22 protein-coding genes and 1 pseudogene are annotated in these 23,280 nt (G+C 70.2%); 10 read left to right on the top strand and 13 right to left on the bottom strand.

Annotated elements, in window-relative coordinates; genetic code table 11:
* Positions 1–236 (bottom strand): annotated as a pseudogene (locus FGD71_RS45740) (hypothetical protein); the annotation flags it as partial.
* Between the two features lie 398 nt (positions 237–634).
* On the opposite strand from FGD71_RS45740, the gene FGD71_RS45735 reads away from it, so the two are divergent.
* The gene (locus FGD71_RS45735) at positions 635–1,423 is read left to right on the top strand and encodes a DUF1206 domain-containing protein (RefSeq protein WP_420878410.1); all 789 of its coding nucleotides are present in this window, start codon (positions 635–637) and stop codon (positions 1,421–1,423) included.
* A 182-nt stretch (positions 1,424–1,605) separates the two neighbouring features.
* Here the strand turns inward: FGD71_RS45735 and FGD71_RS45730 are convergent, their stop codons facing one another.
* Together FGD71_RS45730 and FGD71_RS45725 are read right to left on the bottom strand one after the other, a co-directional pair.
* The gene (locus tag FGD71_RS45730) at positions 1,606–1,812 is read right to left on the bottom strand and encodes a DUF5999 family protein (protein ID WP_119106537.1); all 207 of its coding nucleotides are present in this window, start codon (positions 1,810–1,812) and stop codon (positions 1,606–1,608) included.
* Positions 1,813–2,158: 346 nt separating this feature from the next.
* Positions 2,159–2,761, bottom strand: coding sequence for a hypothetical protein (locus tag FGD71_RS45725; RefSeq protein WP_119106536.1), 603 nt, complete (start codon positions 2,759–2,761; stop codon positions 2,159–2,161).
* A gap of 724 nt (positions 2,762–3,485) precedes the next feature.
* Here FGD71_RS45725 and FGD71_RS45720 point away from each other — a divergent pair.
* Positions 3,486–5,015, top strand: a complete 1,530-nt coding sequence (locus tag FGD71_RS45720; protein ID WP_119106535.1) for a glutamate-cysteine ligase family protein — start codon at positions 3,486–3,488, stop codon at positions 5,013–5,015.
* A 22-nt stretch (positions 5,016–5,037) separates the two neighbouring features.
* Here FGD71_RS45720 and FGD71_RS45715 read toward each other — a convergent pair whose 3' ends face one another.
* A complete protein-coding gene (locus tag FGD71_RS45715) occupies positions 5,038–6,807 on the bottom strand; it encodes a substrate-binding and VWA domain-containing protein (protein ID WP_119106534.1) in 1,770 nt (589 codons plus the stop codon).
* A gap of 190 nt (positions 6,808–6,997) precedes the next feature.
* Here FGD71_RS45715 and FGD71_RS45710 point away from each other — a divergent pair, with 190 nt between their 5' ends.
* The gene (locus FGD71_RS45710; RefSeq protein WP_119106533.1) at positions 6,998–7,798 is read left to right on the top strand and encodes a CPBP family intramembrane glutamic endopeptidase; all 801 of its coding nucleotides are present in this window, start codon (positions 6,998–7,000) and stop codon (positions 7,796–7,798) included.
* Positions 7,799–7,885: 87 nt separating this feature from the next.
* Here FGD71_RS45710 and FGD71_RS45705 read toward each other — a convergent pair whose 3' ends face one another.
* Together FGD71_RS45705 and FGD71_RS45700 are read right to left on the bottom strand one after the other, a co-directional pair.
* Positions 7,886–8,695, bottom strand: coding sequence for a PhzF family phenazine biosynthesis protein (locus FGD71_RS45705; protein WP_119106532.1), 810 nt, complete (start codon positions 8,693–8,695; stop codon positions 7,886–7,888).
* 297 nt (positions 8,696–8,992) lie between these two features.
* A complete protein-coding gene (locus tag FGD71_RS45700; protein WP_119106531.1) occupies positions 8,993–9,877 on the bottom strand; it encodes a universal stress protein in 885 nt (294 codons plus the stop codon).
* Between the two features lie 697 nt (positions 9,878–10,574).
* Here FGD71_RS45700 and FGD71_RS45690 point away from each other — a divergent pair.
* Positions 10,575–10,703 (top strand): CBS domain-containing protein, encoded by a 129-nt coding sequence (locus FGD71_RS45690; RefSeq protein ID WP_119106530.1) that lies wholly within the window; start codon positions 10,575–10,577, stop codon positions 10,701–10,703.
* A gap of 109 nt (positions 10,704–10,812) precedes the next feature.
* On the opposite strand, the gene FGD71_RS45685 is transcribed toward FGD71_RS45690, so the two are convergent.
* From FGD71_RS45685 to FGD71_RS45665, 5 genes are all read right to left on the bottom strand, one after another.
* Entirely contained in the window at positions 10,813–11,841 is a 1,029-nt protein-coding gene (locus tag FGD71_RS45685; protein ID WP_119106529.1) for an alcohol dehydrogenase catalytic domain-containing protein, read from the bottom strand.
* A 123-nt stretch (positions 11,842–11,964) separates the two neighbouring features.
* Entirely contained in the window at positions 11,965–13,551 is a 1,587-nt protein-coding gene (locus tag FGD71_RS45680; protein WP_240437083.1) for an FAD-dependent monooxygenase, read from the bottom strand.
* Between the two features lies 1 nt (position 13,552).
* Entirely contained in the window at positions 13,553–14,119 is a 567-nt protein-coding gene (locus tag FGD71_RS45675) for a hypothetical protein (protein ID WP_119106527.1), read from the bottom strand.
* Positions 14,120–14,331: 212 nt separating this feature from the next.
* Positions 14,332–15,807, bottom strand: coding sequence for a bifunctional aminoglycoside phosphotransferase/ATP-binding protein (locus FGD71_RS45670; RefSeq protein ID WP_119106543.1), 1,476 nt, complete (start codon positions 15,805–15,807; stop codon positions 14,332–14,334).
* Between the two features lie 103 nt (positions 15,808–15,910).
* Positions 15,911–16,780 (bottom strand): universal stress protein, encoded by an 870-nt coding sequence (locus FGD71_RS45665; RefSeq protein ID WP_119106526.1) that lies wholly within the window; start codon positions 16,778–16,780, stop codon positions 15,911–15,913.
* Positions 16,781–16,987: 207 nt separating this feature from the next.
* On the opposite strand from FGD71_RS45665, the gene FGD71_RS45660 reads away from it, so the two are divergent.
* The 5 genes from FGD71_RS45660 to FGD71_RS45640 all read left to right on the top strand — a co-directional run bounded on the left by FGD71_RS45660 (position 16,988) and on the right by FGD71_RS45640 (position 20,786).
* Complete coding sequence (locus FGD71_RS45660; protein WP_119106525.1) at positions 16,988–17,806, top strand: universal stress protein; 819 nt, start codon at positions 16,988–16,990, stop codon at positions 17,804–17,806.
* Between the two features lie 136 nt (positions 17,807–17,942).
* Positions 17,943–18,560 carry an Rv1733c family protein gene (locus FGD71_RS45655; RefSeq protein ID WP_119106524.1) on the top strand — a complete coding sequence of 206 codons (618 nt, stop codon included), beginning with the start codon at positions 17,943–17,945 and terminating at the stop codon, positions 18,558–18,560.
* Positions 18,561–18,600: 40 nt separating this feature from the next.
* A complete protein-coding gene (locus FGD71_RS45650) occupies positions 18,601–20,001 on the top strand; it encodes a nicotinate phosphoribosyltransferase (protein WP_119106523.1) in 1,401 nt (466 codons plus the stop codon).
* A gap of 11 nt (positions 20,002–20,012) precedes the next feature.
* A complete protein-coding gene (locus FGD71_RS45645; RefSeq protein WP_119106522.1) occupies positions 20,013–20,324 on the top strand; it encodes a DUF1876 domain-containing protein in 312 nt (103 codons plus the stop codon).
* A 3-nt stretch (positions 20,325–20,327) separates the two neighbouring features.
* Positions 20,328–20,786 (top strand): Hsp20/alpha crystallin family protein, encoded by a 459-nt coding sequence (locus FGD71_RS45640; protein ID WP_119106521.1) that lies wholly within the window; start codon positions 20,328–20,330, stop codon positions 20,784–20,786.
* Positions 20,787–20,798: 12 nt separating this feature from the next.
* On the opposite strand, the gene FGD71_RS45635 is transcribed toward FGD71_RS45640, so the two are convergent.
* Positions 20,799–21,473 carry a CBS domain-containing protein gene (locus tag FGD71_RS45635; RefSeq protein ID WP_119106520.1) on the bottom strand — a complete coding sequence of 225 codons (675 nt, stop codon included), beginning with the start codon at positions 21,471–21,473 and terminating at the stop codon, positions 20,799–20,801.
* A gap of 139 nt (positions 21,474–21,612) precedes the next feature.
* On the opposite strand from FGD71_RS45635, the gene FGD71_RS45630 reads away from it, so the two are divergent.
* Positions 21,613–22,542, top strand: a complete 930-nt coding sequence (locus FGD71_RS45630) for a pyridoxamine 5'-phosphate oxidase family protein (RefSeq protein WP_119106542.1) — start codon at positions 21,613–21,615, stop codon at positions 22,540–22,542.
* Between the two features lie 48 nt (positions 22,543–22,590).
* Here the strand turns inward: FGD71_RS45630 and FGD71_RS45625 are convergent, their stop codons facing one another.
* Positions 22,591–23,268 carry a CBS domain-containing protein gene (locus FGD71_RS45625; protein ID WP_119106519.1) on the bottom strand — a complete coding sequence of 226 codons (678 nt, stop codon included), beginning with the start codon at positions 23,266–23,268 and terminating at the stop codon, positions 22,591–22,593.
* Positions 23,269–23,280: the final 12 nt, after the last annotated feature.

Raw genomic sequence — 23,280 nt, 5'->3', positions numbered from 1 at the left:
GCTCCGCCGCCGGCGTGGACGCCGCCCTTGGGCTTGTCCTTGCCGTGGTCGTCCTTCTCCTTGCCGAAGTCGTGCTTCTCTTCCTCCTTGAACTTGTCGTGCTCGTCGCTGCCGTAGGAAGAGCTGTCTTCCGTCGTCCGGAGCTCAGCCGCCGTCAGGGCGCTCGCGGCGGGGGCCGAGATGGCGACGGCCGCGGCGATTGCGGCGGAGGCGAACAGGGTCCGCGTAATGCGCATGGGGGGTATTCCTTTCGCCGCGACTGCGATGGCCGGCCCGACGCCGGCTCATCGGAATCGCAGTAGCGACGTGATCACCCTCAGCGGGATCGCGGCTCCTCACCACCGGAGGGCGCCGCAGTCGAGCTACTTCATGGGCCCTTCGAGTGATTGCAGTACGAATAATGACCCGTTTGGCGGCGCCCGCTTCCGCGGTCAGGACACGGTGATGGGGTAAAGCGCGGTGGCCCGGTGTCGTACGCCCCAGCATGGGCACTTGGACGGGGGAGGCCGCGATGGGAGCGCGTACGTCGAGCAGTTCGAGCAGTTCGAGCACTTTGAGTACTTTAAGCACCTCGATCAGGTCGATCACGTCGATAGGGAGCAACCGGGCCGCGACCCGCCGGGCGGCGGGCTCGCTGGCCGAGGGCGCCGCCCGAGCGGGATTCACCGCGCGCGGTGTCATCTACCTGCTGGTCGGCATGCTGGCGCTGCAACTTGCCTTCGGCGGCGGCGAACGGCAGGCGGATCAGTCGGGAGCGCTCGCGGAGGTCTCGGAGCAGCCCTTCGGGGCCGTCCTGCTCTGGGCTCTGGGCGTCGGGCTGGTCGGAATGGCGCTCTGGCGGCTGTCCGAAGCGTGCTTCGGGGCGGCGGGCCCGGACGGCCGTTCTTGGAAGAAACGGCTGTCGTCGGCGGCCCGTTGCCTCTTCTACGGGTTCGTCGCCCACTCGGTGCTCACGTTCGCGGCGGGCGCCCGCGGGAGCGGGAGCGGGAGTGGGGGCGGTTCGAGCGACGGGCGCTCCCAGGACGTGACGGCGAGGGTCCTGGACCTGCCCGGGGGACAGTGGGTCATGGGCGTGGCCGGCGTGGCCGTGGTGTGTGCCGGTGTGTGGATGGGTTTCGCGGCGGTGAGCCGCAGGTACCGAAAGCACCTGATGCTCAGTCAAATGTCACGGCGCGTACGCGGGTTGGCCGACACGGCGGGTGTCGCGGGCGGGGCGGCGCGCGGCCTGGTGTTCGCGGCGGCCGGGGCCTTCGCGCTCCGCGCGGCCGTCGACTACCAACCGGACAAGGCCAAGGGAGTGGACGACACGCTTCGTTCGTTCACCGAGACGCCGATGGGGCCGTGGCTGCTGGCGGGCGTCGCGGTCGGACTTGTCCTGTTCGGCGTGTTCTCCTTCGTCATGGCCCGCTGGCGCAGGCTCTGAGTCGAGGCACCCCGGCCGCGACTCAGAGCCCGCGTCGCGGCACTCCGGGCCGGAGGGCTGCGCTGTGACTACGAAGAGTAATCACGCCCGGACACACTTCGGGGCCGGTTCCGGGATGTCCCGGGCCGGCCCCCTCATGCGTTCGGGCGGCTGACTGGCGTCGCCCTGGTGTGCCGAGCGCCTCAGGCGGCCGTCATCACCGGCCCGGCGCCCGGCGGGCGGTGCGGGGCGATGATCCGGCCGTCCGGCAGGAGCTCACCGGTGTCCTCGAAGAGCAGGACTCCGTTGCACAGCAGGCTCCATCCCTGCTCCGGGTGGTGCGCCACGAGGAGCGCTGCCTCCCGGTCGGCGGAGTCGGCTGACGGGCACGGTGGCTGGTGCTGGCACATGGATGGGATCTTTCGCTGTGTAGTGAGAACGTCGATCGTCGTGGTGTCTGTGCTGCGGCTCGTACTGCTCATGGCCGCCCCCCGTTTCGGATGGTCCGGAACCCAGTGTTGCCCCACGGGCATCGAATCCGCAGGGATTTCGCGTCAGCACTTCTCACAGGTTGATGACGCATCACCCGTGCGGGCGGTTCATTCCCACAGTCCCGTCTCTTCGGGTGGTTCGGGGTGGCCGGATGGGGCTAGTCCGGTCGGGCCGGGGGTGCGCTGCGTCCCCATGGCGTCACTGCGCTCAGCGGCGTGCCCCACGGCCGGGGTGGGGCCGCGGGGCACGGAAACCGTGGTGCGCTCAGGCGGGTGAGCCGAGCAGCGGGGCGGCGGCGGAAGCGGGGGCGGGTGTGAGCCGGTCGTTCAGTACGGGCAGCAGCTCGGCCACCCGGTGCGGGCGATGGGCCGCGATGCCGGGCGGGGCGGGCGCCAGGGGTACCAGCAGATCGGTGGCGGCGGGGTGGCCTTCGGTGCTGTCGGCGGTGCAGTCGCCGTGCAGCCAGAGTGTGAGCATGTAGAGCTCGGGTACGGAGAGCAGGCGCGCCTGGTACGACTGCGTCATGGTCTCGGCCTGGCGCAGCGCGCGTTCGGTGGCGGTGACGTACGGGCCCTCGAAGAAGTGCGAGAAGGCCCAGCCGTCGGGGGTGAGCCTGGTCTCGGCGGCGGCCACGGCACGTTCACCGCAGCGGATGAGGAAGCGCCACCCGGCTAGGCGGGTGGCCGGCGTGCCGGCCGGGTTGATCCGGTCGAGCACATGGACGGGCAGCGGGAGATCGGGAGTCGCGGGTCCGGTGGCGCTGCGCAGGGACGGCGTGCGTGCCTCGCGAACGGCGGTGGGTGAACCGAGGGCCGTGAGGACGGTGCGCAAAGCGGGCGCGGGAGCAGGGGGGACATGCAGCGGCATGGTGGGTCGCCTCTCATTCGACAGGCAAAAGGGGCGCGAGGGCGGGGGCGGACGACGCTGTCAGCTCTCGGGTCAGAGGGGCGGGGGTCCGGATCCCGTGGTCACCGCTCCGCCTGTCGCGCGGCGCCCGGTGCGCACGCTCGCCGTGGTGGCGGCAAACCCTGGCGGCTCTTCCCCGGTCTCGACGATGTTCGACCCGGTTCGGCGCATCAAGGACCTTCCGTCGCCTTGCGACCGTACGCATCAGACGCCCCGCGGCTCGCCCTTCGGCGATTGACGTCACTGTGACGGCAGGATCCACGACCGCGAGCGCCAACTCTCTGCCTCGTTCGCGGAGTTTATACGACACGTGTTCAGAACGTGTTTCGGCTAGCTGTTCCGCACATTAAGGGCAAGAGGCAATTTGGACGCCGATAGGTGTGTTTGGTCCCGATTCTCCGTGGGAACCCGGCGGTGACCTCGGAATACGTCTCCGAAACGGTCGGCCGAATGTCGTCGGCGTTTTTCACGACAACGCAGTTCGTCAGAGGCGAGATCGCCACTCGGTAAAACTGCGCCCTGCCCCATGCCGCGTGAATGTGCCTCCTGGGCAAACCGGGTCCAGCGTAGCGCCTGGAGGGGCTGCCCGGGGCGTTATCGATCACATTGCCTGGGCATCATCCCTCGTGACCCCGGGACACCAGCGGCCGGTTCGTCGGGCTGCCCACGCGAGGAGGACGCTTCGATGGGGGAGAAGGTGGTGGCAGGGCCGTTCGGTCTGTCCGATCGGCAGCGCTACCGCAGCAAGCTCCAGCAGTGCCTGGCGGGGCTCGCGCGGCTGCTGACGGAGAAGCGGTTCGACCGCCCCAAGAATCTCATGGGCCTGGAGATCGAGCTCAATCTCGCGGGCCCCGACGGCATGCCGCGAATGATGAACGCGCAAGTACTGGAACGCATCGCGAGCCGGGATTTCCAAACAGAACTCGCCATGTTCAATCTGGAAGTCAACATTGCCCCACATCGATTGGGTGGCCGGGTTTTCGACCGGCTCGCCGAGGAGTTGCGCACCTCACTCGCGTACGCCCATCGGAAAGCGAACGAGGTCGACGCGGGAATCGTGATGATCGGCATTCTGCCGACGCTCGCACGCGACGACCTGATCTCCGCGAACCTCTCCGACGTGGAGCGCTACACCCTGCTCAACGACCAGATCGTGGCGGCACGCGGCGAGGACTTCGTCCTGGACATCGACGGCGTCGAACGGCTGAGCTGTACGTCGGCGTCCATCGCTCCGGAAGCCGCCTGCACCTCCGTGCAACTGCACCTCCAGGTCACGCCCGGCCGCTTCGCCGACGTGTGGAACGCCGCGCAGTCCATCGCCGCCGCACAGATCGCGGTCGGCGCCAACTCGCCGTTCCTGTTCGGCCGTGAGCTCTGGAGAGAGTCGCGGCCGCCGCTGTTCCTGCAGTCCACCGACACCCGTCCGCCCGAGCTGCAGGCCCAGGGCGTCCGCCCGCGCACCTGGTTCGGGGAGCGGTGGATCTCGTCTGCGTACGACCTCTTCGAGGAGAATCTGCGGTACTTCCCCGCGCTGCTGCCGATCTGCGACGACGAGGATCCGCTCCCCGTCCTGGACGACGGCGGCACACCCCGGCTCGGCGAGCTCGTGCTGCACAACGGCACCATTTACCGCTGGAACCGCCCCGTGTACGGCATCGACGACGGCGTCCCGCATCTGCGGGTCGAGAACCGCGTGCTGCCCGCCGGCCCCACCATCACGGACGTCATCGCCAACGCTGCCTTCTACTACGGACTCGTGCGCGCCCTCTCCGAGGAGGCCCGTCCCGTGTGGACTCGGCTGCCCTTCGAGGCCGCCGCCGCCAACTTCGACCACGCGTGCCGGTACGGCATCGACGCGCAACTGGAGTGGCCCCGACGCGGCCGGTACGGCGGGACGACTCGGGTGCCCGCGGTGCAACTGGTGCGGGACGAGCTGCTGCCGCTCGCGGCGGCGGGCCTGGAGGCGTGGGGCGTCGAGCCGGCCGACCGGGACCTCTACCTCGGCGTGATCGAGGAGCGGTGCAAACGGCGGATCAACGGGGCGGCCTGGCAGTCCCGAACGTTCCACCGGGCGCTGGACAAGGGTATGGAACGGGATGCCGCGCTGGCCGCCACGACCAAGCGTTACTGCGAGCTGATGCACCTCGGTGAGCCGGTGCACACCTGGCCGGTGGGGTTACCGGAGCCGGCGACCGCTGGGCTGATCACCTCTTGATCGCCTCTTGATCGCCTCTGGGTCAACTCTGCCGGGCCGCCTGCACGATGGCCTTGAGGATCACCGAGTGGATCTGGGCGGGGTCGCTGATCTGGTGCCCAGAGCCGCCCGTCGCCTTCGCGATCTGGTCGACCTCGTCCTTGTCGGCGTCCGGACCCACGGCGATCGCGATCAGCGGCACCGGGCGGTCCGGGTCGGTGAGCTTCCGGAGCTCGGTGATGAGGCGGGACCGCGAGATGCTGCCGGGGTCCTCGTTCACCCCGTCGGTCAGGATCACCAGTGCGTTGAACTTCCCCTTCCCGTACGAGGCGACGGCCTCCCGGTACGCCGCCAGCGTCGTGTCGTAGAGGCCGGTGGGGCCGCCGGGGACCGGTTCCAGGTCCCTGACAGCCGCCGACAGCTTGTCCCGCTGGGTGCCATCGCCCTTGCGGTCACCGAGCTGCTCGGTCGGCACGAGGACACGGTAGTCGCGGTTTCCGTCGAGCCTCGTGGAGAACTTCCACAGGCCTATCTCGTCGTCCGCGGTGAAGGTGGCCAAGGCCTGCACCAGTGATGCCTTGGTCACGTCCATCCGGGACCGGTCGGTGCCCGGCACCGGTTTCGCCATGGAGGCGGAGGCATCGACGACCGTGGTGATCCGGTCGCTCTGCACCGTGATCGTCCACAGGCCGAGGGCTTCCTGGACATCCTTCTCCCGGGCCGGCGCGGCCGCCGTCTCGCCGTACGGTTGCGGGGAACGGCCGCCCGCCTGGGTGACCAGCGCCTCCGGTGTCTCGTCCCACGCCGTGCGGAAGCCGTGTCCACCGAGGATCTCGCGTCCGTCGGCCTCGCCGAGCAGGGTCATGAAGCGCAGCGCTGCCCGGCTCTGGTCCGTGGTCAGCCTGTTCTCGTCGATGAGTGCGAACGGGTAGTCGAGCCGTGGCGAACCGTCCTCGGGATAGAAGAGGTCCAGGTCGTCGCCGCTGTCCGCCTCCGCGTTGTACGCGAACGCCGCCTGCTCGGAGAGGAACAGTGCCTGATTGCGCTGCGGGTCGCCCTGTTCGGTGTCGGACAGATCGCGGGGCAGGGTGGCCAGGAGCCGGCGGTCGGTCTCGGCCGTGCGCTGCGAGAGGGCCCTCGTCATCGCGGCCACCCGGGTGTCGCCGTCCTTCGCGCGCTCGGCGGCGTCGGTCAGACGGGTCAGGGCGAGCAGACCGGTCGCACTGCGCGCGGGGTCGCCCGCGCCGAGCCTCAGGCGATCGCTCGTCATCGCGGTGTCGGCCAGCTCGGTCCAGGTGTACGTCTTGCTCGGCCACCCCAGCGACTTCGCGGCCGAGGGGATCACGGCGACGCCGACCGGCGTGGAGGCGATGTTGCCCACCTGCGTCACCGGCTCGGCCCTGGCGTCCGCCGTTATCTGGTGCACCCACAGGTCGGAGTCGGGCACCCACACCTCGAAGTCGGTGCCGCTCGTCGCCTTCGACCGCAGGGCGTCCGCGACCTGGTACGCCTCACGCGCGGTCACGCGGACATCGAGGCAGCGGCCGTCGGATGTCACTTCGTGGCGGTGCGCGTGGTCGGCCGCGGACACGAGGGCCGGGGCGATGGCCGGGGCGGCCGCGATCCTGACCCGTACCTCGCCGCCCTGGCAGGAGGATCCGAAGGACAGCAGTCCGCCCTGGACGGCCGCCACCGTGCTCGCGGCCACCGCGAGCACGGTGGCCGTCACGATCGCCGCGTTGCGGCGCCGCGCGCGTGGACGGGGGGCGAGTGCACTCCGCCGAGGCCGGTCGGGCAAGCTGTGACGTCCCATGGCGGTGGTGCCCCTCCCTGGTTGAGCCTTGAGCCTTGAGATGGCCGTATGCCATGGCAGGAAAGGGAGGTACGCCGCGTACGGCGTCCGTCCCCACAACGGCCTGTCGCGCACGATCTTCGTAACTGCTTTCGAGACCCTAGCGGGGCGGAGATGGGAACGAGGCGGGATTACTCAACTGGAGGCAGGTGTGAAGGCGGAGGAGGGGCCGGTGGCTGATTCTTTTCCTACGGAGCAGTCGGCGCGGCGAATTTTCCGCGATGAGACGCTGCTCGTTCTGGGGCTTTCGCTCGGGGCGAGCGGCGTATCCGCGCTGATCAGCTTTGTGGGATCGGTCACGAAGCCCGGGGGTCTGAAGGATCAGGCGGCCACGCTGAACGCCTCGGAGGCACCGGGCCGTCCGTGGCTCGATCTGGCCTGGCAGCTGTTCGGGATCACGACGGCGCTGGTACCGGTCGCGCTCGTCGCGCACTTTCTGCTGCGTGAGGGGCGGGGGCTACGCACGCTCGGTTTCGACCGCACTCGCCCGGGGCTGGATCTGGGGCGCGGCGCGGTGATCGCCGCGGTGATCGGCAGTACGGGGATCGCCTTCTATCTGGCGGCCCGCGGACTCGGCTTCAACCTCACCGTCGTGCCGGAAGCGCTGCCCGACGTGTGGTGGAAGTACCCGGTGCTGATCCTCTCCGCCATCCAGAACGCCGTGCTGGAAGAAGTGATCGTCGTCGGGTATCTGCTGCGCCGCCTGGGCCAGTTGGGCTGGACGCCGGGCACCGCGCTGATGGCCAGCTCCGTGCTGCGCGGTTCGTACCACCTCTACCAGGGCATCGGCGGATTCATCGGCAACATGGCGATGGGCGTCGTCTTCGTCTTCCTGTACCGCCGGTGGGGCCGCGTCGGGCCCTTGGTGGTCGCCCACTCGCTGCTCGACATAGGTGCTTTCGTCGGGTACGCGCTGCTGGCGGGCAAGGTGGGGTGGCTGCCTACGGCGTGAGCTGACGGGAGGGGGCGTACGGCATTCTCGTACGCCCCCTCTGTGCTGTTCACGTGTGCGGTTCACGTGCGCTGCCCACGCGCGCGTTCACGCGTGCAGTTCGCCCTCGAGGACGGTGACCGCGTGGCCCGTGAGCAACGTGCGCTCGCCGCGGAAGCTGGTGTGGACACGACCCGAGCGGGGGGAAGCCTGTAGGCCGGTGAGGTCGGGGCGGCCGAGGCGCTCGGACCAGAAGGGGGCAAGGGCCGTGTGGGCGCTGCCGGTGACCGGGTCCTCGTCGATGCCCACGCCCGGGAAGAAGCAGCGCGACACGAAGTCGTAGCCCCGGGAGGGGTCCTCGGCACGGGCGGTGGCGATGATGCCGCGCTCGGAGTACCGGACGAGGGCCCTGTGGTCAGGGGTGAGGCCCAGGACGGTCTTCTCGTCGGCGAGTTCGATCAGCAGGTCGCCGACGTTCGGGCCGGTGTCATGGGTGGTGAGCGGCACGGCGCCCAGGGCCTCGGCCACCCCCTCCGGGGTCTCGACCCGAGTGAGCGGCGCGGTCGGGAAGTCCAGCGTGATGGACCCGTCGTCGTTCGCGACGGCGATGAGCACGCCACTCCTGGTCGCGAACCGGACGGGGCCGGTGGCGGCGCCCGTGGAGGCCAGCACGTGCGCGGTGGCGAGTGTCGCGTGGCCGCACATCGAGACCTCGGTGGCGGGGGTGAACCAGCGCAGCGCCCAGTCGGCCTCGCCGCCTTCCGGGAGGCGATGGGCGAACGCCGTCTCTGCGTGGTTCATCTCCAGGGCCACGTTCTGCAGCCAGTCGTCGTCGGGAAAGGCGTCGAGGAGGAGGACTCCGGCCGGATTGCCGGAGAAGGGGCGGTCGGTGAAGGCGTCGACGATTCGAATCCGCATGGTGCAGACGCTAGGCACTGACCGACCGCGCAGACCAAGGCCAATTCGAGGTGGGTGGCCCTGGGGGCGCGGCACGGGCTTTCCCGCCCTGCTCGTCGCTCACTGAGAGCACAGACCCGCAGATGGCCGCCGAGCGGGTGCATCAGTGGGCGCGCCAGCGTCCCGAGCCCGAGGAGTTTGAACAGCAGTCCACGAGCTCGCCGACTACCTGGGCCGGTCCCTGCAATATCTCCCAGCTCAGGGCAGGTGACACCGCCGTGTTGCGGCACCCGGAATCCGTCGCGTGCCGCCCGGCGGTCATGTGCGCTCCGTGCCTCGGATTACGGCAACGGGGCAGTGCGCATGGTGCAGCAGGGCCTGGCTTACCGAGCCGAGCAGTAGGCCTGTGAAGCCGCCGCGGCCGCGGGCACCGGCCACGACCAGCTGCGCGTCGCGGCTGGCCTCGATCAGAGCCGGGCGAACCCGGGAACGCACCAGACGGCGCTCTACGGCGATTCGGGGATGGCGCTCCTGCCACGGGGCCAGACTCTCGTCCAGCGACCGCTGTTCCTCGTCTCGGAGCCGCTCGATGTCCACCACCACGTTCAGAGGATCACCAGTACCCTCGTAGGCCCGCTCGCTCCACGTGTTCCACACGTGCAGCGCCACCAGGTCCACGCCGCGCAGCGACGCCTCGGCGAAAGCGAACTCGACGGCTCCCTCGCCCGCCGGTGCGCCGTCGACCGCCAGCAGTACAGGACCGCTCGGGTCCGGCCGGCCCCGCACCACCAGCACCGGGCAGCGGCCGTGCGCGGCCAGGTGCACGGCGGTGGAACCGAGCAGCAGGCTGCCGAAAGCGCCCAGCCCGCGGCTGCCGACCACGACGAGCGAGGCGGTCCGCGACTCGATCTCCAGCACCATCAGCGGCTCACCGACGGTGACCTCTCGCGTTGTCTCCACCTGCGGCACGGCTCTGCGGGCCCGCTGCTCGGCCTTGATCAGTGTGCCGTCCACCAGCTCACGCAGCCCCGCCACGGCCGGATTCCACGGGGCTCCGCCGGGCGGTACGTGCATCGACGGCCACCCGAAGGCGTGCACCAGCCGCAGCCCCACGCCGCGCAGGCCGGCCTCGTGTGCCGCGACCTCCACGGCGTCCAGGCTCGACGGCGAGCCGTCCACTCCCACAACGACCGGGTTCGCCATGGCACACCTCCTCCTCACCAGCTGCGGGCCGATCCGGCCTACCGCTCGGGCGGCTGGCGCCTTTTGCCCGCCTCCCTACTTCCACCCTCCACCAGCGTGCAACGCGCCGTATCCAGTGGACGGACGGCGGCGGGGAGACCTCCTGGAGGTGCCATGACTGGTGTGTACGGGCGTCGGCCGATCGTGGTGGGTGTCGGCCCCGATCCTTCGAAGCGGCCGCCGCCGGCCTGGGCCACCGACGAGGCGGGTCGGCGCGGCGCGCCGCTGCGGCTCGTCCACGCCGAGGGCGTGCCGACTCGCGGAGACGGGTCGGGGATGCGCGGCCGTCCTGGGAGGGGTGGACCGGGCGCTGCACGGCCTGGGTAATCAGTGCTCAAGGAGGCGGTCGCCTTCGTCGAGTCCCGGCAGCCGTTCCGCGAGCCATGTACGTGTGGCATCCGCCGCTCCTCGGTGTGCTGGACGAGGACGCTGCGGTGCGGGAGTGCAGCCGTGTGCTGTCCGAGACGGTCGCCGGCCGCACCACGACGCACCCTGAGGTGGAGCTCGGCCGTGGTGGTGCCGGCCGGCCCGTCACACGATGAGAAGGCGCCGCCGATTCGAGGGCGGCGAACCGGCGAAACGTCCGCCGAGTTCCCTGGAGTCCGTGATGGCAGCCACAACTCGCCGCCAGTGAGGCCGTCACCGCGCTCCCCGGCGAATGCCGTTCCTGGACGTGGCCCACACACTCACCCGGGAGCAAGTGAGCGCCGTACCGGTGGTCGACGCCGACGACCACGTGATCGGCGTCGTCTCGGAGTCGGATCTGCTGGCCAAGGGCTCCCCGTGACCGACCATCGCGGTCGGCTGGTCGGTGTGGTGAGCCGGCGCGATCAGGCCGGACCGCCCGTTCCGACCGAGGGACCGGCCGGCCCTTCGGGCTCCTGCCGGCTGGGCGGTCACTCGCGGTGCAGCACGACTTTGAGGGCACCTGTGGCGGTGCCGCGTGCGAATACCTCGTAGGCGTCCTCCATCCGGTCGAGGCCGAAGGTATGGGTGACCAGCTGGGAAACGGGCAGGCGTCCGTACCTCACCAGCTCCAGCAGCCACGGCGTGGAGGAGGTGTCCACCTGGCCGGTGCTGATCGTCACGTTCTTGCGCCACAGTGCTTCGAGATGAAGTGTGGCCGGCTTGCCGTGCGTGCCGATGTTGGCGATGTGTCCACCCGGACGTACGACCCGTGTGCACAGGGCGAAGCCCTCCGGGTCTCCGGCGGCCTCGATGACCACATCGGCGCCGGGTCCATCGGCGAGATCGGCGATCAGCCGTCCGGGCACTTCGGCGGAGTCGGCACCCAGTCGGTGGGCGGCTTCCAGTCGGGGGGAGGACAAGTCCACCGCGATGATTCTCCGCGGTGAGTAGATCCGGGCGATGATGACCGCGGCGAGTCCGACAGGACCGGCGCCCACGACCACGACGGTGTCTCCCGGGCCCACGTGTCCGTTCCGCACCCCGACCTCGTAGGCGGTGGGGAGGACTTCGGCGAGCAGGACGGAGTCCTCGAGCGCCAGAGCGCCGGGCCGTCGGCGCGTGGAGTAGTCGGCGAACGGAACCCGTACGAACTCGGCCTGTGTTCCGTTGATGAGGTTCCCGAGGATCCAGCCCCCGCCGCCCCCACACTGTCCGAACATGCTGTCCCGGCAGAACTGACAGCGGCCGCAGGCCGAGACGGACGACACGATCACCTGATCGCCGGGAGTGATGGAGTGGACCTCGCGGCCGACGTTCAGCACCTCTCCGACCGCCTCGTGGCCGAGGACTGTTCCCGGCTTCACCTCGGGCAGGTCTCCGCGCAGGATGTGCAGATCGGTGCCGCAGACGGTGGTGGCGTCGACGCGTACGACGGCGTCGGCAGGGTCCTCGATCGCCGGATCCGTGACCGTGTCCCAGGAAATCTGTCCGGGCCCGTGGTAGACGAGGGCTCGCATGGGCACCCACTCCCTGGCTGACTCGGCCGGCTCTCTCCACCGTCGCCCTGGAAGGACGTCCGGGCAACCGGGCCCATCAGTGCGTTGGACAGCTCAGGACCGTCGGGCTTCGTCGCTTGGTGTTCATGGCCGGATGGATGGAGATGGCGCTGCGCCGATCAGTGAGAGCCAGCCGGTCAGCCCGGCCGGGTCGGCGGTCCCGCACCGGAAGCCGACATGCCCGTCCGGGCGGACGGCCACCAGACCGCGACCGGGGCTGTTCGTCAGCCGTAGGACGGTGACCCGGGGACCGGGTACCGCGTCCGGCGGCGGGTCGGCGTCGCGCTGCAGCAGCAGGTGCACGCCCGGACGGGCCAGTAGTTGGTGCAGCCGCTCAGGAGGTCCTCCGACGCTGACAGTCGCGTCCGGCAGGCGGTCTCCTGGACGAGGAGCACCACGCAGGCGCGGTGTTCCCTCCACCGACAGGGGGCTGCGCCGGTAGTTCACCCGCAGCTGGGAGATGAGACGGATGGCCTCGGCGACCAGCCGTCGCCGGTCCAGGAGGGCGGGTATGGCCGGGGCTGCGCGCGGAGCGGCCACCGCGCGCAGCCATGAGGGGATCCGGCCGGTCGACGCCTCTGCCCAGAACGCCGTGTGCGTGAGGATCAGCCGTCGGTGGGCAGCCGGCCTGCGCTCCCTGTCGTAGGAGTCGAGCAGCACGTCGGCACCGAGCGCGTCCGCGGACTCCTCTCTGGAGCGGCCCGCCGCGAAGCCGATCTTCCAGCCGAGGTTCACCGCGTCCTGGATGCCGGCGTTCATGCCCTGGCCGGTTGCCGGTGAGTAGTTGTGGGCCGCGTCCCCGGCGAGGAAGAGCCGCCCCCGGCGGAACGGCCGGGCGAGGCTGCACTGCAGCGGTACGCGCGCGGACCACGCGAGACGCTCGATCCGTGCGTGAAGCCCGGCGTCGTTCAGGAGGCGCTGGAGCTCGGCTCGTGGGACGGCGGATCCGGGCTGGCCGAAGTTCTGCTCGGCATCGTCGGCGGACGCCCGCGTGGCCAGCAGCCGCCAGGTGGCCTGTTCTCCGAGCGGGAAGAGGAACAACAGCCCTTGGCGCCCCGCGAACACCTGGGCACCGGAAGAACTGGAGATGCCGCCGAGGTCGAGGTCGGCGAGGACCACCTCGGCGGCGTAGGGCCTGCCATGCCATCCGATGCCGGCACAGGTCCGCACGGTACTGGCCGGGCCGTCGCAGCCGACGACGAAGGGGCAGCGGATCTCCTCGATGCCGTGCCGCGATCGCAGCACGGCCCGCGCGTTGTGTCCGTCGTCGCGGGCCGTGATCAGTTCGATGCCCCGTTCCACCGTCACCCCGCGGTCGGCGAGCGCCTGCGTCAGCACTCTTTCGACGTCCATCTGCCGCAGGAGCGACAGATGTGGGAACGCGGTGTCGGGCAGCGCGAGGTCCGCGAGCCTGGTTTCGACGATGCGGGAGCCGAGACGAAGGCCGACTGTCGGGGCGGTGTCCGCCAACTCCAGCAGGGCGTCCGTGACGCCGAGTGGGCGCAGGACTTCCAGGGTGCGTGGGTGCAGGATGAGCGCGCGGGAGGGCCGGAACGGCTCGGGACGCCGCTCGGCGACCCGGATCCGTGCTCCGTGGTCATGGGCCTGTAGCGCCAGAGTGAGGCCGGTCGTACCGGCCCCGACGACCAGGATGTCCACCGCTGTCGTCACGTCACGTCCTGGCCTGTATGCGCCACCATGCTGCGGCATCGTGCGACGCATGGGCCTCGATCAGCCCGGGGTCTACGATCACGTCGTCACGGCGCACCCCGGGTACAACGGCATAGCGGATCGCACCAGGCACGCTCACCAGCGCCAGAACCCGCCACAGAGAACGCGCGTAACGTTCGGCGCGCTGCGGACCGTCCCACTCGTACACGCCGCGGTAGCGGTCGCGCTCGTCGTGGGCCAGCCACAGCTTCGAGGTGAAGCCGGGGAAGCCCGCGAACAGCGGGGTGTTCAGCAGGCTCTCCATGCGGAACAGCGCGTGCGCGGGCCCGCGTACCAGGCGCAGCCGGAACGTGACCACCAGCGTGCAGGGGTCCTTCGCCAAGCCGCTGCCGAGGCTGGTCTCCCGGTACACCCGGGCCGAGGTGCCGTCGGTGAAACGCAGCCGCATTCCCACGCGTTCTTTCGGCAGATGGATCCGGTGCCGCGCGAGCAGCGGGAAAGTGGTGAGGAAGCATGCCGCCACGGCCCGCCATGCCTCGCCATGGGCGAGCGGTTGCTGTTCACCCATAGTGGCCTCCTCCCGCAGAGCCGCAACGGGCGTACGATGCCCGGCTCCGCCGCGCTCGGGTTCCCCGTACAACCCACCATGAGGGACTGCGCCACATCTCGCGAAACCTGAAAGGCGCGGCCCGCCAACCAGCGGTGAACGCCCGGACACCTGCTGGCACGACCGCTCATCCAGGGGGTGGCGTTTGGATCACCCCGGGTCCGCGGCACCCCCTAGTCCGGCTCCATGTAGGGGCGGCGGAAGACCGGGGCCGGGCCGGTGCCCCACGGACGTACGGCTGCCAGCCCCCGAGCGACCGCGGATTCCAGCGGGCCGCTGGTGTCGACCGACAGGGCCTCGGGCCACGGCGCTTCCCTGGCCGCCATGGCGGTGGCGATGTCGAGGGCGGCGTCGGATACACCGGGGCCGCGCGCGCTCAGGCGGGCCGCTGACACCTCGCCCGGAACGTGGCAGTGCAGGGCCACCAGGTCGGCGCTGGTGCGTTCGGCCACGCGCAGTGCCGCTTCACGCTGTCCCGCATCGGACCAGGTGGCGTCCAGGACGACGGACTCGCCGGAGGACAGCAGGGCGGCCGCGCGGTCGAGCAGGGTGGCGTAGGTCCTGGCCGTCCACTCGGGTGTGTACAGGCCCTCGCCGTAGCCGGCTGCCGCGGACTGCTCCGCGGGGATGCCCGCCAGTTCCTTGCGGAGGCGGTCGCTGCTGAGCAGCGTGACGCCCAGCCGGTCGGCCAGTGCACCGGAGAGGGTGGACTTCCCGCTGCCCGGCAGTCCGCCGACGAGCGTCAGGCAGACGGCGGCGGTGCGCAGGTGGCGCAGCGTCGCCGAGACCAGCCGCCGCGACGCCGTATCCGCCCCCGGCGCGCCCTGTCGGGCCTGGATCACGGACACCTTGGCGCGGACGAACGCCCGGTAGGCGACGTAGTGATGCCACAAGGAAGGGGGTGCCGGGTCGCCGGAGTACTCGCTGTACTGGGCGAGGAAGTACGCCGCGGCGGCCGGGTTGCCGAGCTGTTCCAGGTCCATGGCGAGGAAGGCGGCGTCGTCGAGACCGTCGACATAGCGCAGGTGGTCGTCGAACTCCAGGCAGTCCAGGACACGAGGGCCGTCGTCGAGGCAGAAGACGTCCTCGGCGAGCAGGTCGCCGTGGCCGTCGACCATCCGCCTCTGTTCGATGCGGGAGTCGAACAACCGCTTGCGGCCGACGAGATAGCGGCGCACCAGCCGCTCCACCTCCGCCACCCCGTCGGGCACGAAGCCGTCGCCGGCCAGCGCGTGGACCTGCGCGAAGCTGGCCTCCCAACGTGATGACAGCGCGTCCCGCGTGCCTTGTTCGTCCACGTCGCGGCCGCGGGGCGCGTTCGCGTGCCAGGCGGCGAGGTGCCGGGCCACGGCCCGGAGGACATCGTCGACGGCCGCCCCTTCTCGTACCAGCCGGGAGAGGCGCCGGTCCGTCGGCATGCGGCGCATCACCACGATCGGTTCCGCTTCTGACGAATCGGGGCTGCGGATCTCGCCCAGGCCCAGGTAGACGTCGGGGGCGAAGCGGCTGTTGAGAGCGACTTCGCGTTCGCACGCGGCCCGGCGAGCCGTCACCGTGGTGTAGTCCAGGAACCCCAGATCCACCGGCTTCTTGAGCTTGTAGGCGCGGTCACCGGTGAAGAACACGATCGCGGTGTGGGTCTCGCACACCTCCGCGCGCGACAGCGGCTCGCCGTCATGCCGGCCACTGGACCGGAGCACGGACGCGTCGGCCCGGGGCACCGACCGGACCGATGTCCCGCGGACGTCAGGCTCAGCCATGAGGAACGACAGCGACGGGGCAGCGCTCGTGATGAATGGCGGCCTGCGCCACGGGACCCAGGTGCGGCGCCAGACCCGGACGGTGTTGGCGTCGGCCGACGACCAGCAGCGCGGCGCCTTCGGCGGCCTGGACGACTGCCTTGGCGGGGCTTGCGAGACGGATGCTGTCGGCCACCTCCACCTGCGGGAACTTCTCGCGCCACGGGCGGAGCGCCTTGCTCAGCCGCTGCTGCGCGTCCCTCGTCATCTCCTCGGTGACGTCATGATCCACACCCCAGGGGACGCGTGCATGGAGCGGAACGCTTCGGCCGTGGACGGCCAGGAGAGGAAAGCCTCTGGCCGCAGCGGTGTGGAAGGCGAAGTCGAGCAGGTCGTCGGGGGATCCGCGCAGCTTCAAAGCCACGACCACGCGGCTCGCGGGTGCCGGGGATGGCCCCTCCTCCCGGGATTCGGCGCGGACCAGTACGACGGGCCGCTCGGCCCGTGCCACGACGGGCATGCTGACGTCGCCCAGGAAGTAGCTCGCGACGGGCTCGAGCCCCCGCGAACCGAGCACGAGCATCTCGGACTCCGACGCCGCTTGGAGCAGGGCGTTCTGGACGTCGTCGGCGACCAGGTTCCCGATGACGGACAGGCCCGGGTGACGTGTTTGGAGCTCCGCCCGCGCGGTGTGGACGAGACGCTTCGCCCAGTAGTTCTGATCGACTTCCGGCGGGACGCGGGTCGGTTCCGGCACCAGCAGCGGCCATGCGTGCAGCAGGCGCAGGGTGAGCTTGCGCTTCTCCGCCTCGTCGGCGGCCCAGCGGGCAGCGGCAAGACTCTCGGGTGAGCCGTCGAGGCCCACGGTGAGGGCTGGTTGCATGGCGGCGGCCTCCGTCCCGTAAGAAGCTGGAAACGACGGTGGATGACGGTGAACGAGTCCGATGGCGTGGATGGTCCGGACGTCGCCGACATGCCGAGTGGTGCGTTCTCTCATTCGAGAAGTACCCCAATCCCCTCCTCAGCGCATGTGGACCAGTGGAGGAGAGGGCCGCAGGCGCGGAATCCGACACGAGAGGAGACAGGGGCGGTGACGATTCCCCTGGTGGTCGGCGTCGACGGGTCCGAGGCGAGCCTGGATGCGGTGCACTGGGCCGCCGACGAGGCGGTCCGACACGGCGTGCCGCTCCACCTCCTGCACGCGGCGGCTGGGGACCGCGAGGCGTCCGACGTGATCGGCGGGGCCTCGGAACGTGCCAGGCAAGGCGCTCCCACAGTGCCCCTGTCGAGCGAGGTGCTGCATGAGGAAGCGGCCTCCGCCCTGGTCGAAAAGGGGCGCAACGCCTTCGCGCTGGTGCTCGGGTCCAAGGGGCTCGGAGACCTCGCAGGGATGCTCCTGGGCTCGGTCAGCCTGGCCGTGGCCGCCCACGCCGACTGCCCGGTCGTCGTCGTGCGCGGTGGGGTGGAACACCGAGACAGCCGGTTCGGGAACATCGTCGTCGGTGTCGAGGACGGGGAGGGCAGCGGTACGGCCCTGCAGTTCGCGTTCCGCGAGGCCCATGTGCGGCGCTGCAGACTGGTGGCGGTACACGCCTGGAGTGCCACGATCGGGAGCCCCGCGCCTGCGGGCCTGTCCGGATTCGCCCTCCAAGCCGTGCGGCGCCCGCCGGCGCAAGTGCTCGCCGAGGCGCTGCGCGACCCTGCGGAGCGGCATCCGGACGTGCCGGTGAGAAGGGTGGTGGTGGAGGGCCCGGCACGACGGGCGCTCCTGGAAAGCGCGTCCAGCGCTGATCTGCTCGTCGTCGGGGCTCGCAGGAGGCATGGGCACATCGGTCTACAGCTGGGCCTGGTCAACCACGCGCTGCTGCATCACGCGCCGTGTCCGATCGCGGTCGTTCCGCAGATATGACCGGTGACGGGCGGGGTGGGCCGAATGCTGGTCAGCAGGGACCTTCGGCCCCGTGACCGGATCCTGCCGCCCTTGGAAGGTGGTGAGGAAGGCAGACGCGGTGGGGGACGCACCAGCGACAGCTGGAGGTCAGACCATGAGCACACAGGATTCTCCGCACGCGTCCGGTCCTCACCGACCACACCAGGAGCAACACCCGCCCAAGGGCGCGAACCCGCTGAGGCGTACGTCCGACCGTGTCGAAGCCTGGTGCTCCGGACTGCTGCTCCTGGTGCTCGCCCTCGGACTGCCGGTGGCTTCGGTGAGCGCGGGGCTGGCTGCCTACGCGTCCACGATGCGCACCGTCGAGGCCCAGTCCGCGGAACGGCACCTGACCACCGCACGGGTGACCTCGGCCCCCGAGGCAGCACCGGGCAGCGCCGCGGACGAGAAGCAGACGGTGCGGGTGAGCTGGACCGGGAAGGACGGCCGGCAGCGGACCGGAACCGCCCGCGTACCGCTGGACAAGATCGCGGGCCCGAGCGTGCGGATCTGGGTGGATGGGGATGGAACCGTTCAGAATCCGCCGATGTCCGCGAGCAACGCGACGGCCACCGGCTGGCTGACGGGCGTCCTGACAGCGGTTGGCTTGTGCGCCGGCTTCGTCGCTGGGCGAAAAGGTGTGCGTCTGGCGCTGAACCGCAGAAGGTACGCGCAGTGGGACGCCGAATGGGACCTGGTGGAGCCCCTGTGGTCCGCGCGGTTCCACGGGTGACAGCCCGGGGCCCTGGGGTGGCGTCCAGGAGGTGACGCTGATGTCCGATGCGACGACCACTGATGTGTACGAGGTCACGATGGCGATGTCGTACCTGAAGAAGAGGTTGACCGGCCCGGCGACGTTCAGTCTCTTCGTCCGTGCCATGCCACCCGACCGGGGGTTTCTGGTGGCTGCCGGCCTGGAGTCGTCGCTTGACTTCCTCTCCGGCTATCGGATCACCCCTGAGGACGTCGACACCTTCGCCTCGGCGCTGCACCGGCCTCCCCGCGATCTGGAGCCGCTGCTCGGCATGGAGTTCACCGGCCAGGTCCGGGCGGTGCCGGAAGGGCGGATCGTCCTGGCGGGAGAGCCGCTGCTGGAGGTGACCGCTCCGCTTCCACAGGCACAGCTGGTCGAAACGTACGTACTCAACCAGGTCAGCCACCAGACGACGATCGCCTCGAAGGCCGCCCGATGCGTCCTTGCCGCGGCGGGACACCCGGTCGTGGACTTCTCCCTGCGACGCACCCACGGCCCCCAGGCCGGTTTCCAGGCCGCACGACTGAGCGGCATGGTCGGCTTCGCCGGAACGAGCAACGTCGCCGCGGCCACCGCCGAGGGGTTGCCCGCCATCGGCACGATGGCCCACTCCTACATCGAGGCGTTCGCGGCGGAGGAGGAAGCGTTCCGTGCCTTCGCCGGCTCGCACCCCGGCCCGGTGACGCTCCTGGTGGACACCTACGACACCGAGGAGGGCGTCCGTGTCGCGGCGCGGGTGCTGCGAGACCTCGACCCCGCGGCCCGTGGGCCCGGCTCGGCCGTACGGCTGGACAGCGGCGACCTCGGCGCCCTCGCCGTACGGGCGCGCGCCGTCCTTGACTCGGCAGGGCTGCCGGACGTACGGGTAGTCGCCAGCGGCGGTCTCGACGAGTACTCCGTGGACGAACTGGTCAGCTCCGGAGCGCCGATCGACATCTACGCTGTCGGCACCCGCGTCGGCGTCTCGGCCGACGCACCGTTCCTGGACTCCGCCTACAAGCTGGTCGAGTACGACGGACGGCCGGTGATGAAGCTCTCCTCGGCCAAGGTGACCGCTCCTGGGCAGAAGCAGGTGTTCCGTTGCCCCGGATACGGCGATGTGATCGGGCTGCGTGATGAGCAGCCTCCCAGGCAGGGCGTGCCGCTGCTGGTGACGGTGATGGAGAGGGGGAGGCGCACCGTCGAGCGCCCCGCTTTGAGGGAGAGCGGGGAGAGGTTCGCCGCTGACCTGGCCGGGCTTCCGCCGGCGGCGCGTAGGATCCGGGCGCCCGTCGCGCCACGGGCGGTGACCTCCGGGCGACTGACCTCGCTCACCGAACAGGTCCGGCGCCGTATCGAAGAGGAGGTCCTGGCCTCGGCCGCGGACCTGCGAAGCCGTCAGCGGAGCGCATCCGGATCACAGCGATCCGTACCGGGATGAGGAGGAACGTGATGCCGCATACCGTGGAATGGAAGGTCTCCCTCTACCTCTTCGAGGAAGAGGGAACGACCAAGGCACGTGTGGTGCTGAACACCGGAACCACGGAGCTCACGGGGCACGGTGCCGCGCGCCGGAACCCCACAGACATGGATGTGCCGGAGATCGGTGACGAGCTGGCGGCGGGCAGAGCGATGCAGGACCTCGGTCGGCAGCTGGTGGATGTCGCGGAGCGTGACATTCAGGGCGTGGCCGCGCCTCCGACTGGGCGGAGCGCTCGCCCGGAGACCGGTTGGCCGCTGCCGGATGAGACACAAGGAGGATGACCGATGACGCTGCCTGTCCGTCGTAGCAGGGGTGCTCTCCCGGTATGGGACCCCTTCCACGAACTCGAGGAACTGCACACCCGCATGGACCGCCTGATGCAGTCCGCCTTCCCCGGTGGCGGCGAACCGGGTACGGCCGGGGCGTGGGCGCCGCTGGCCGACATCGAGGACACCGAGGACGCGTACGTGGTGGAGCTGGAGCTTCCCGGCGTGGACAAGGACCAGATCACCGTCGAGGTCACGGAGTCCGAGCTCGACGTCCACGGCGAGACCAAGGAGAAGGAACACACCGGCGTGGTGCGGCGGCAGACCCGCCGCATCGGGCAGTTCGACTACCGCACGAGTCTGCCGCCCAACTCGGACACCGAACACGTCAGCGCCGAGCTGACCAACGGAGTGCTCAGCGTGCGCGTCCCGAAGGCCGAGAAGGCCAAACCGCATCGCATCGAGATCTCTGACTGAGCAACACGGGGGTCATGTGCCGCCGCGGGAACCACGGGAGTCGTCTGCCCGGTGCGCGATGTGCTCGGAGACCGAGACCACGCCGTCCACACTCCGGCACAGCCTCTCGATCACCGGGATCAGGATCTTGACCTCGACGGTTCCACCCAGCGTGACCTGCCCCTCGCGCACCTCGACCGTCACCTCCGAGGCAGCAGGGCCCAGCGTCCCGCGCAGTACGTCTCCGGTGATCTCGTCTCGGATGGCGTCGTCACGGCGCAAGAAGATCCTCAACAGGTCACCGCGGCTCACGATGCCCTGCAGCCGGTCCGCCTCGTCCACCACGGGCAGCCGCTTGACGTTGTGGGCCGCCATGAGGCGAGCCGCCTCGATCACGGTCCACTCGGGACGCGCGCACACGGCGGGGGCCGACATCAGCTCCTCGGCTCTGGAACCTTCGGCCTTGGCACGCTCCCATGCCTCAAGATGGGGGATCGGTGGCAGGCCGGACGGGTCGGCCTGGGCGGAGGACTTGCGCAGCAGGTCGGCCTCGGACACCACACCCATGGGGCGGTCGAGTTCGTCGACCACGGGCACGGCGGTGACATCGTTCTCCGCGAGCAGCTTGACGATCTCCTTGAACGGCATGTCGCGCCGCGCCCGCACGACGTCTCGGGTCATGAGCTCTGCGACCGTACGGTGGTGCATGTCGCCTCTCCGTTTCTGGTGGAGACAACCAGTGGTGTCCGTCCGGCTGTCCGGACCACCGGATGTCTCATCCCATGCGTCGGCACGCCGTGCGTGGCACGTTGGGATACAGCAGCATTCTCAGAAAACGGTGGCGATCATGCGAGCTCAACTCGGCGATCAACTCGTTGTCGAAAGCCCTGCCACCGGCGCCACCAGGCGCGATGGCGAGATTGTGGGACTCCACCATGCGGATGGCACGCCGCCCTACGACGTGCGCTGGTCGGACACGGACGAGGTGACGCTCGTCTTCCCCGGGCCCGACGCGCACATCCGTCACATCGAGCACAGGCCCGGGAGCCCGCAGGCCCCTTCCCGGCCGACGACGCACGGGACTGGCGGGCAGCGGCGTGCCGGGTCTGGAGGGACTCGGTCGGGAAGGGTGCCCAACCCCGGTGACATCGGCCGCCGCGTCGCTGCCGAGCGTGCACGCCAGGGACTTACCCGGGCCGAGACGGCCCGCCGCGCCGGAATGGCCCCGGAGTACCTGGCGTACCTCGAAGAACAACCGGCCGACCCGACCGTCGCCAGTCTCATCAACCTGGCCGGCGTACTGGGAACCAGCGTCGCAGCCCTGCGCGGGGGCGGCATCGATCTTCCGCCTGGCCGGGGCCAGGCGCTCCTGCGCCCTCGGCTGCGGGACCTCGGCCCGGACGAATGCCGCGCCCTGCTCTCCACGCACGGCGTGGGGCGCGTCGCGGTATCGACACCGGACGGCCCGGCGGTGGTTCCGGTCAACTACGAGGTCGTCGACGACGCGATCGCGTTCCGGACCGCGCCGGACTCGGTTCCGGCGAGGGCCGTGGGATCGGAAGTCGCCTTCGAGGTCGACCATGTGGACGAGGCCATGAGCCAGGGATGGAGTGTGCTCGTCGTCGGACCCGCGCGGGTGGTCACCGAGCCTGACGCGGTGCGGAGGCTGGTCGATCGCGCCCACACCACGCCATGGCCGGGGGGTGCACGCGAGATGTGGGTGTCGATTGAGTCAACGCGCCTGACGGGACGCCGCATCAGTCCGGCCGAGAAGTAAGCGAGAGGCCTGGACACGTTGCCCTCTGGGGCAAGGTGGTCCCGTGGCTCACGGCGGGTCCTCCGGTCGGGCCGGAGTGGCGGACTCGCCGGTGAGCTGCGGCTCGACGTCCACGACACCCTCCACGGCGCGCACCAGGCGCACCGCGACCGAGATGAGTGAGGTGTCGCGGATGTGCCCGCGGAGAGTGACGACTCCTTCGTGCACGTTCACGTGGACGGCGTGGCTGAAGGCCGGGAAGAGGTAGGACACCACGGTGCGGCGGACCTCTTCTTCTATCTCCTCGTCCGACCGTAGGAAGACCTTCAGTAGATCGGCGCGGCTGACGATGCCCTGGAGCATGCCCTCGTAGTCGACCACGGGCAGCCGCTTGACCCGCCGGACGGCCATGATCCTGGCTGCATGGGCCAAGGTCACGTCAGGGTGGACCGTGATGGCGGGGGTACTCATGAGCTCCTCCGCCGTCACAGCCCCGGCCTTGGCGACGTCGGAGAGCCGTCGGTGTTGCTCGTGGAGACTCGGGTCGGTGTCGCGGAACTCCTCCTTGGGCAGCAGGTCGGCTTCGGAGACGACGCCGATGACGCGCCCTTCACCTTCCAGGACCGGCATGGCGCTGACTTTCCACTGCTCCATGGTCCGGACGATCTCCTTGAAGGGCGCGTCGCGTCCGACCGCCACGACCGTGTGGGTCATCACATCGCCCACGATGTGTGGGGTATCGGGCATTTCCAACCACCT

This window comes from Streptomyces sporangiiformans, from assembly GCF_005768555.2.
Taxonomy (GTDB): domain Bacteria; phylum Actinomycetota; class Actinomycetes; order Streptomycetales; family Streptomycetaceae; genus Streptomyces; species Streptomyces sporangiiformans.
This window is presented reverse-complemented; position numbering and strand designations above follow the sequence as displayed.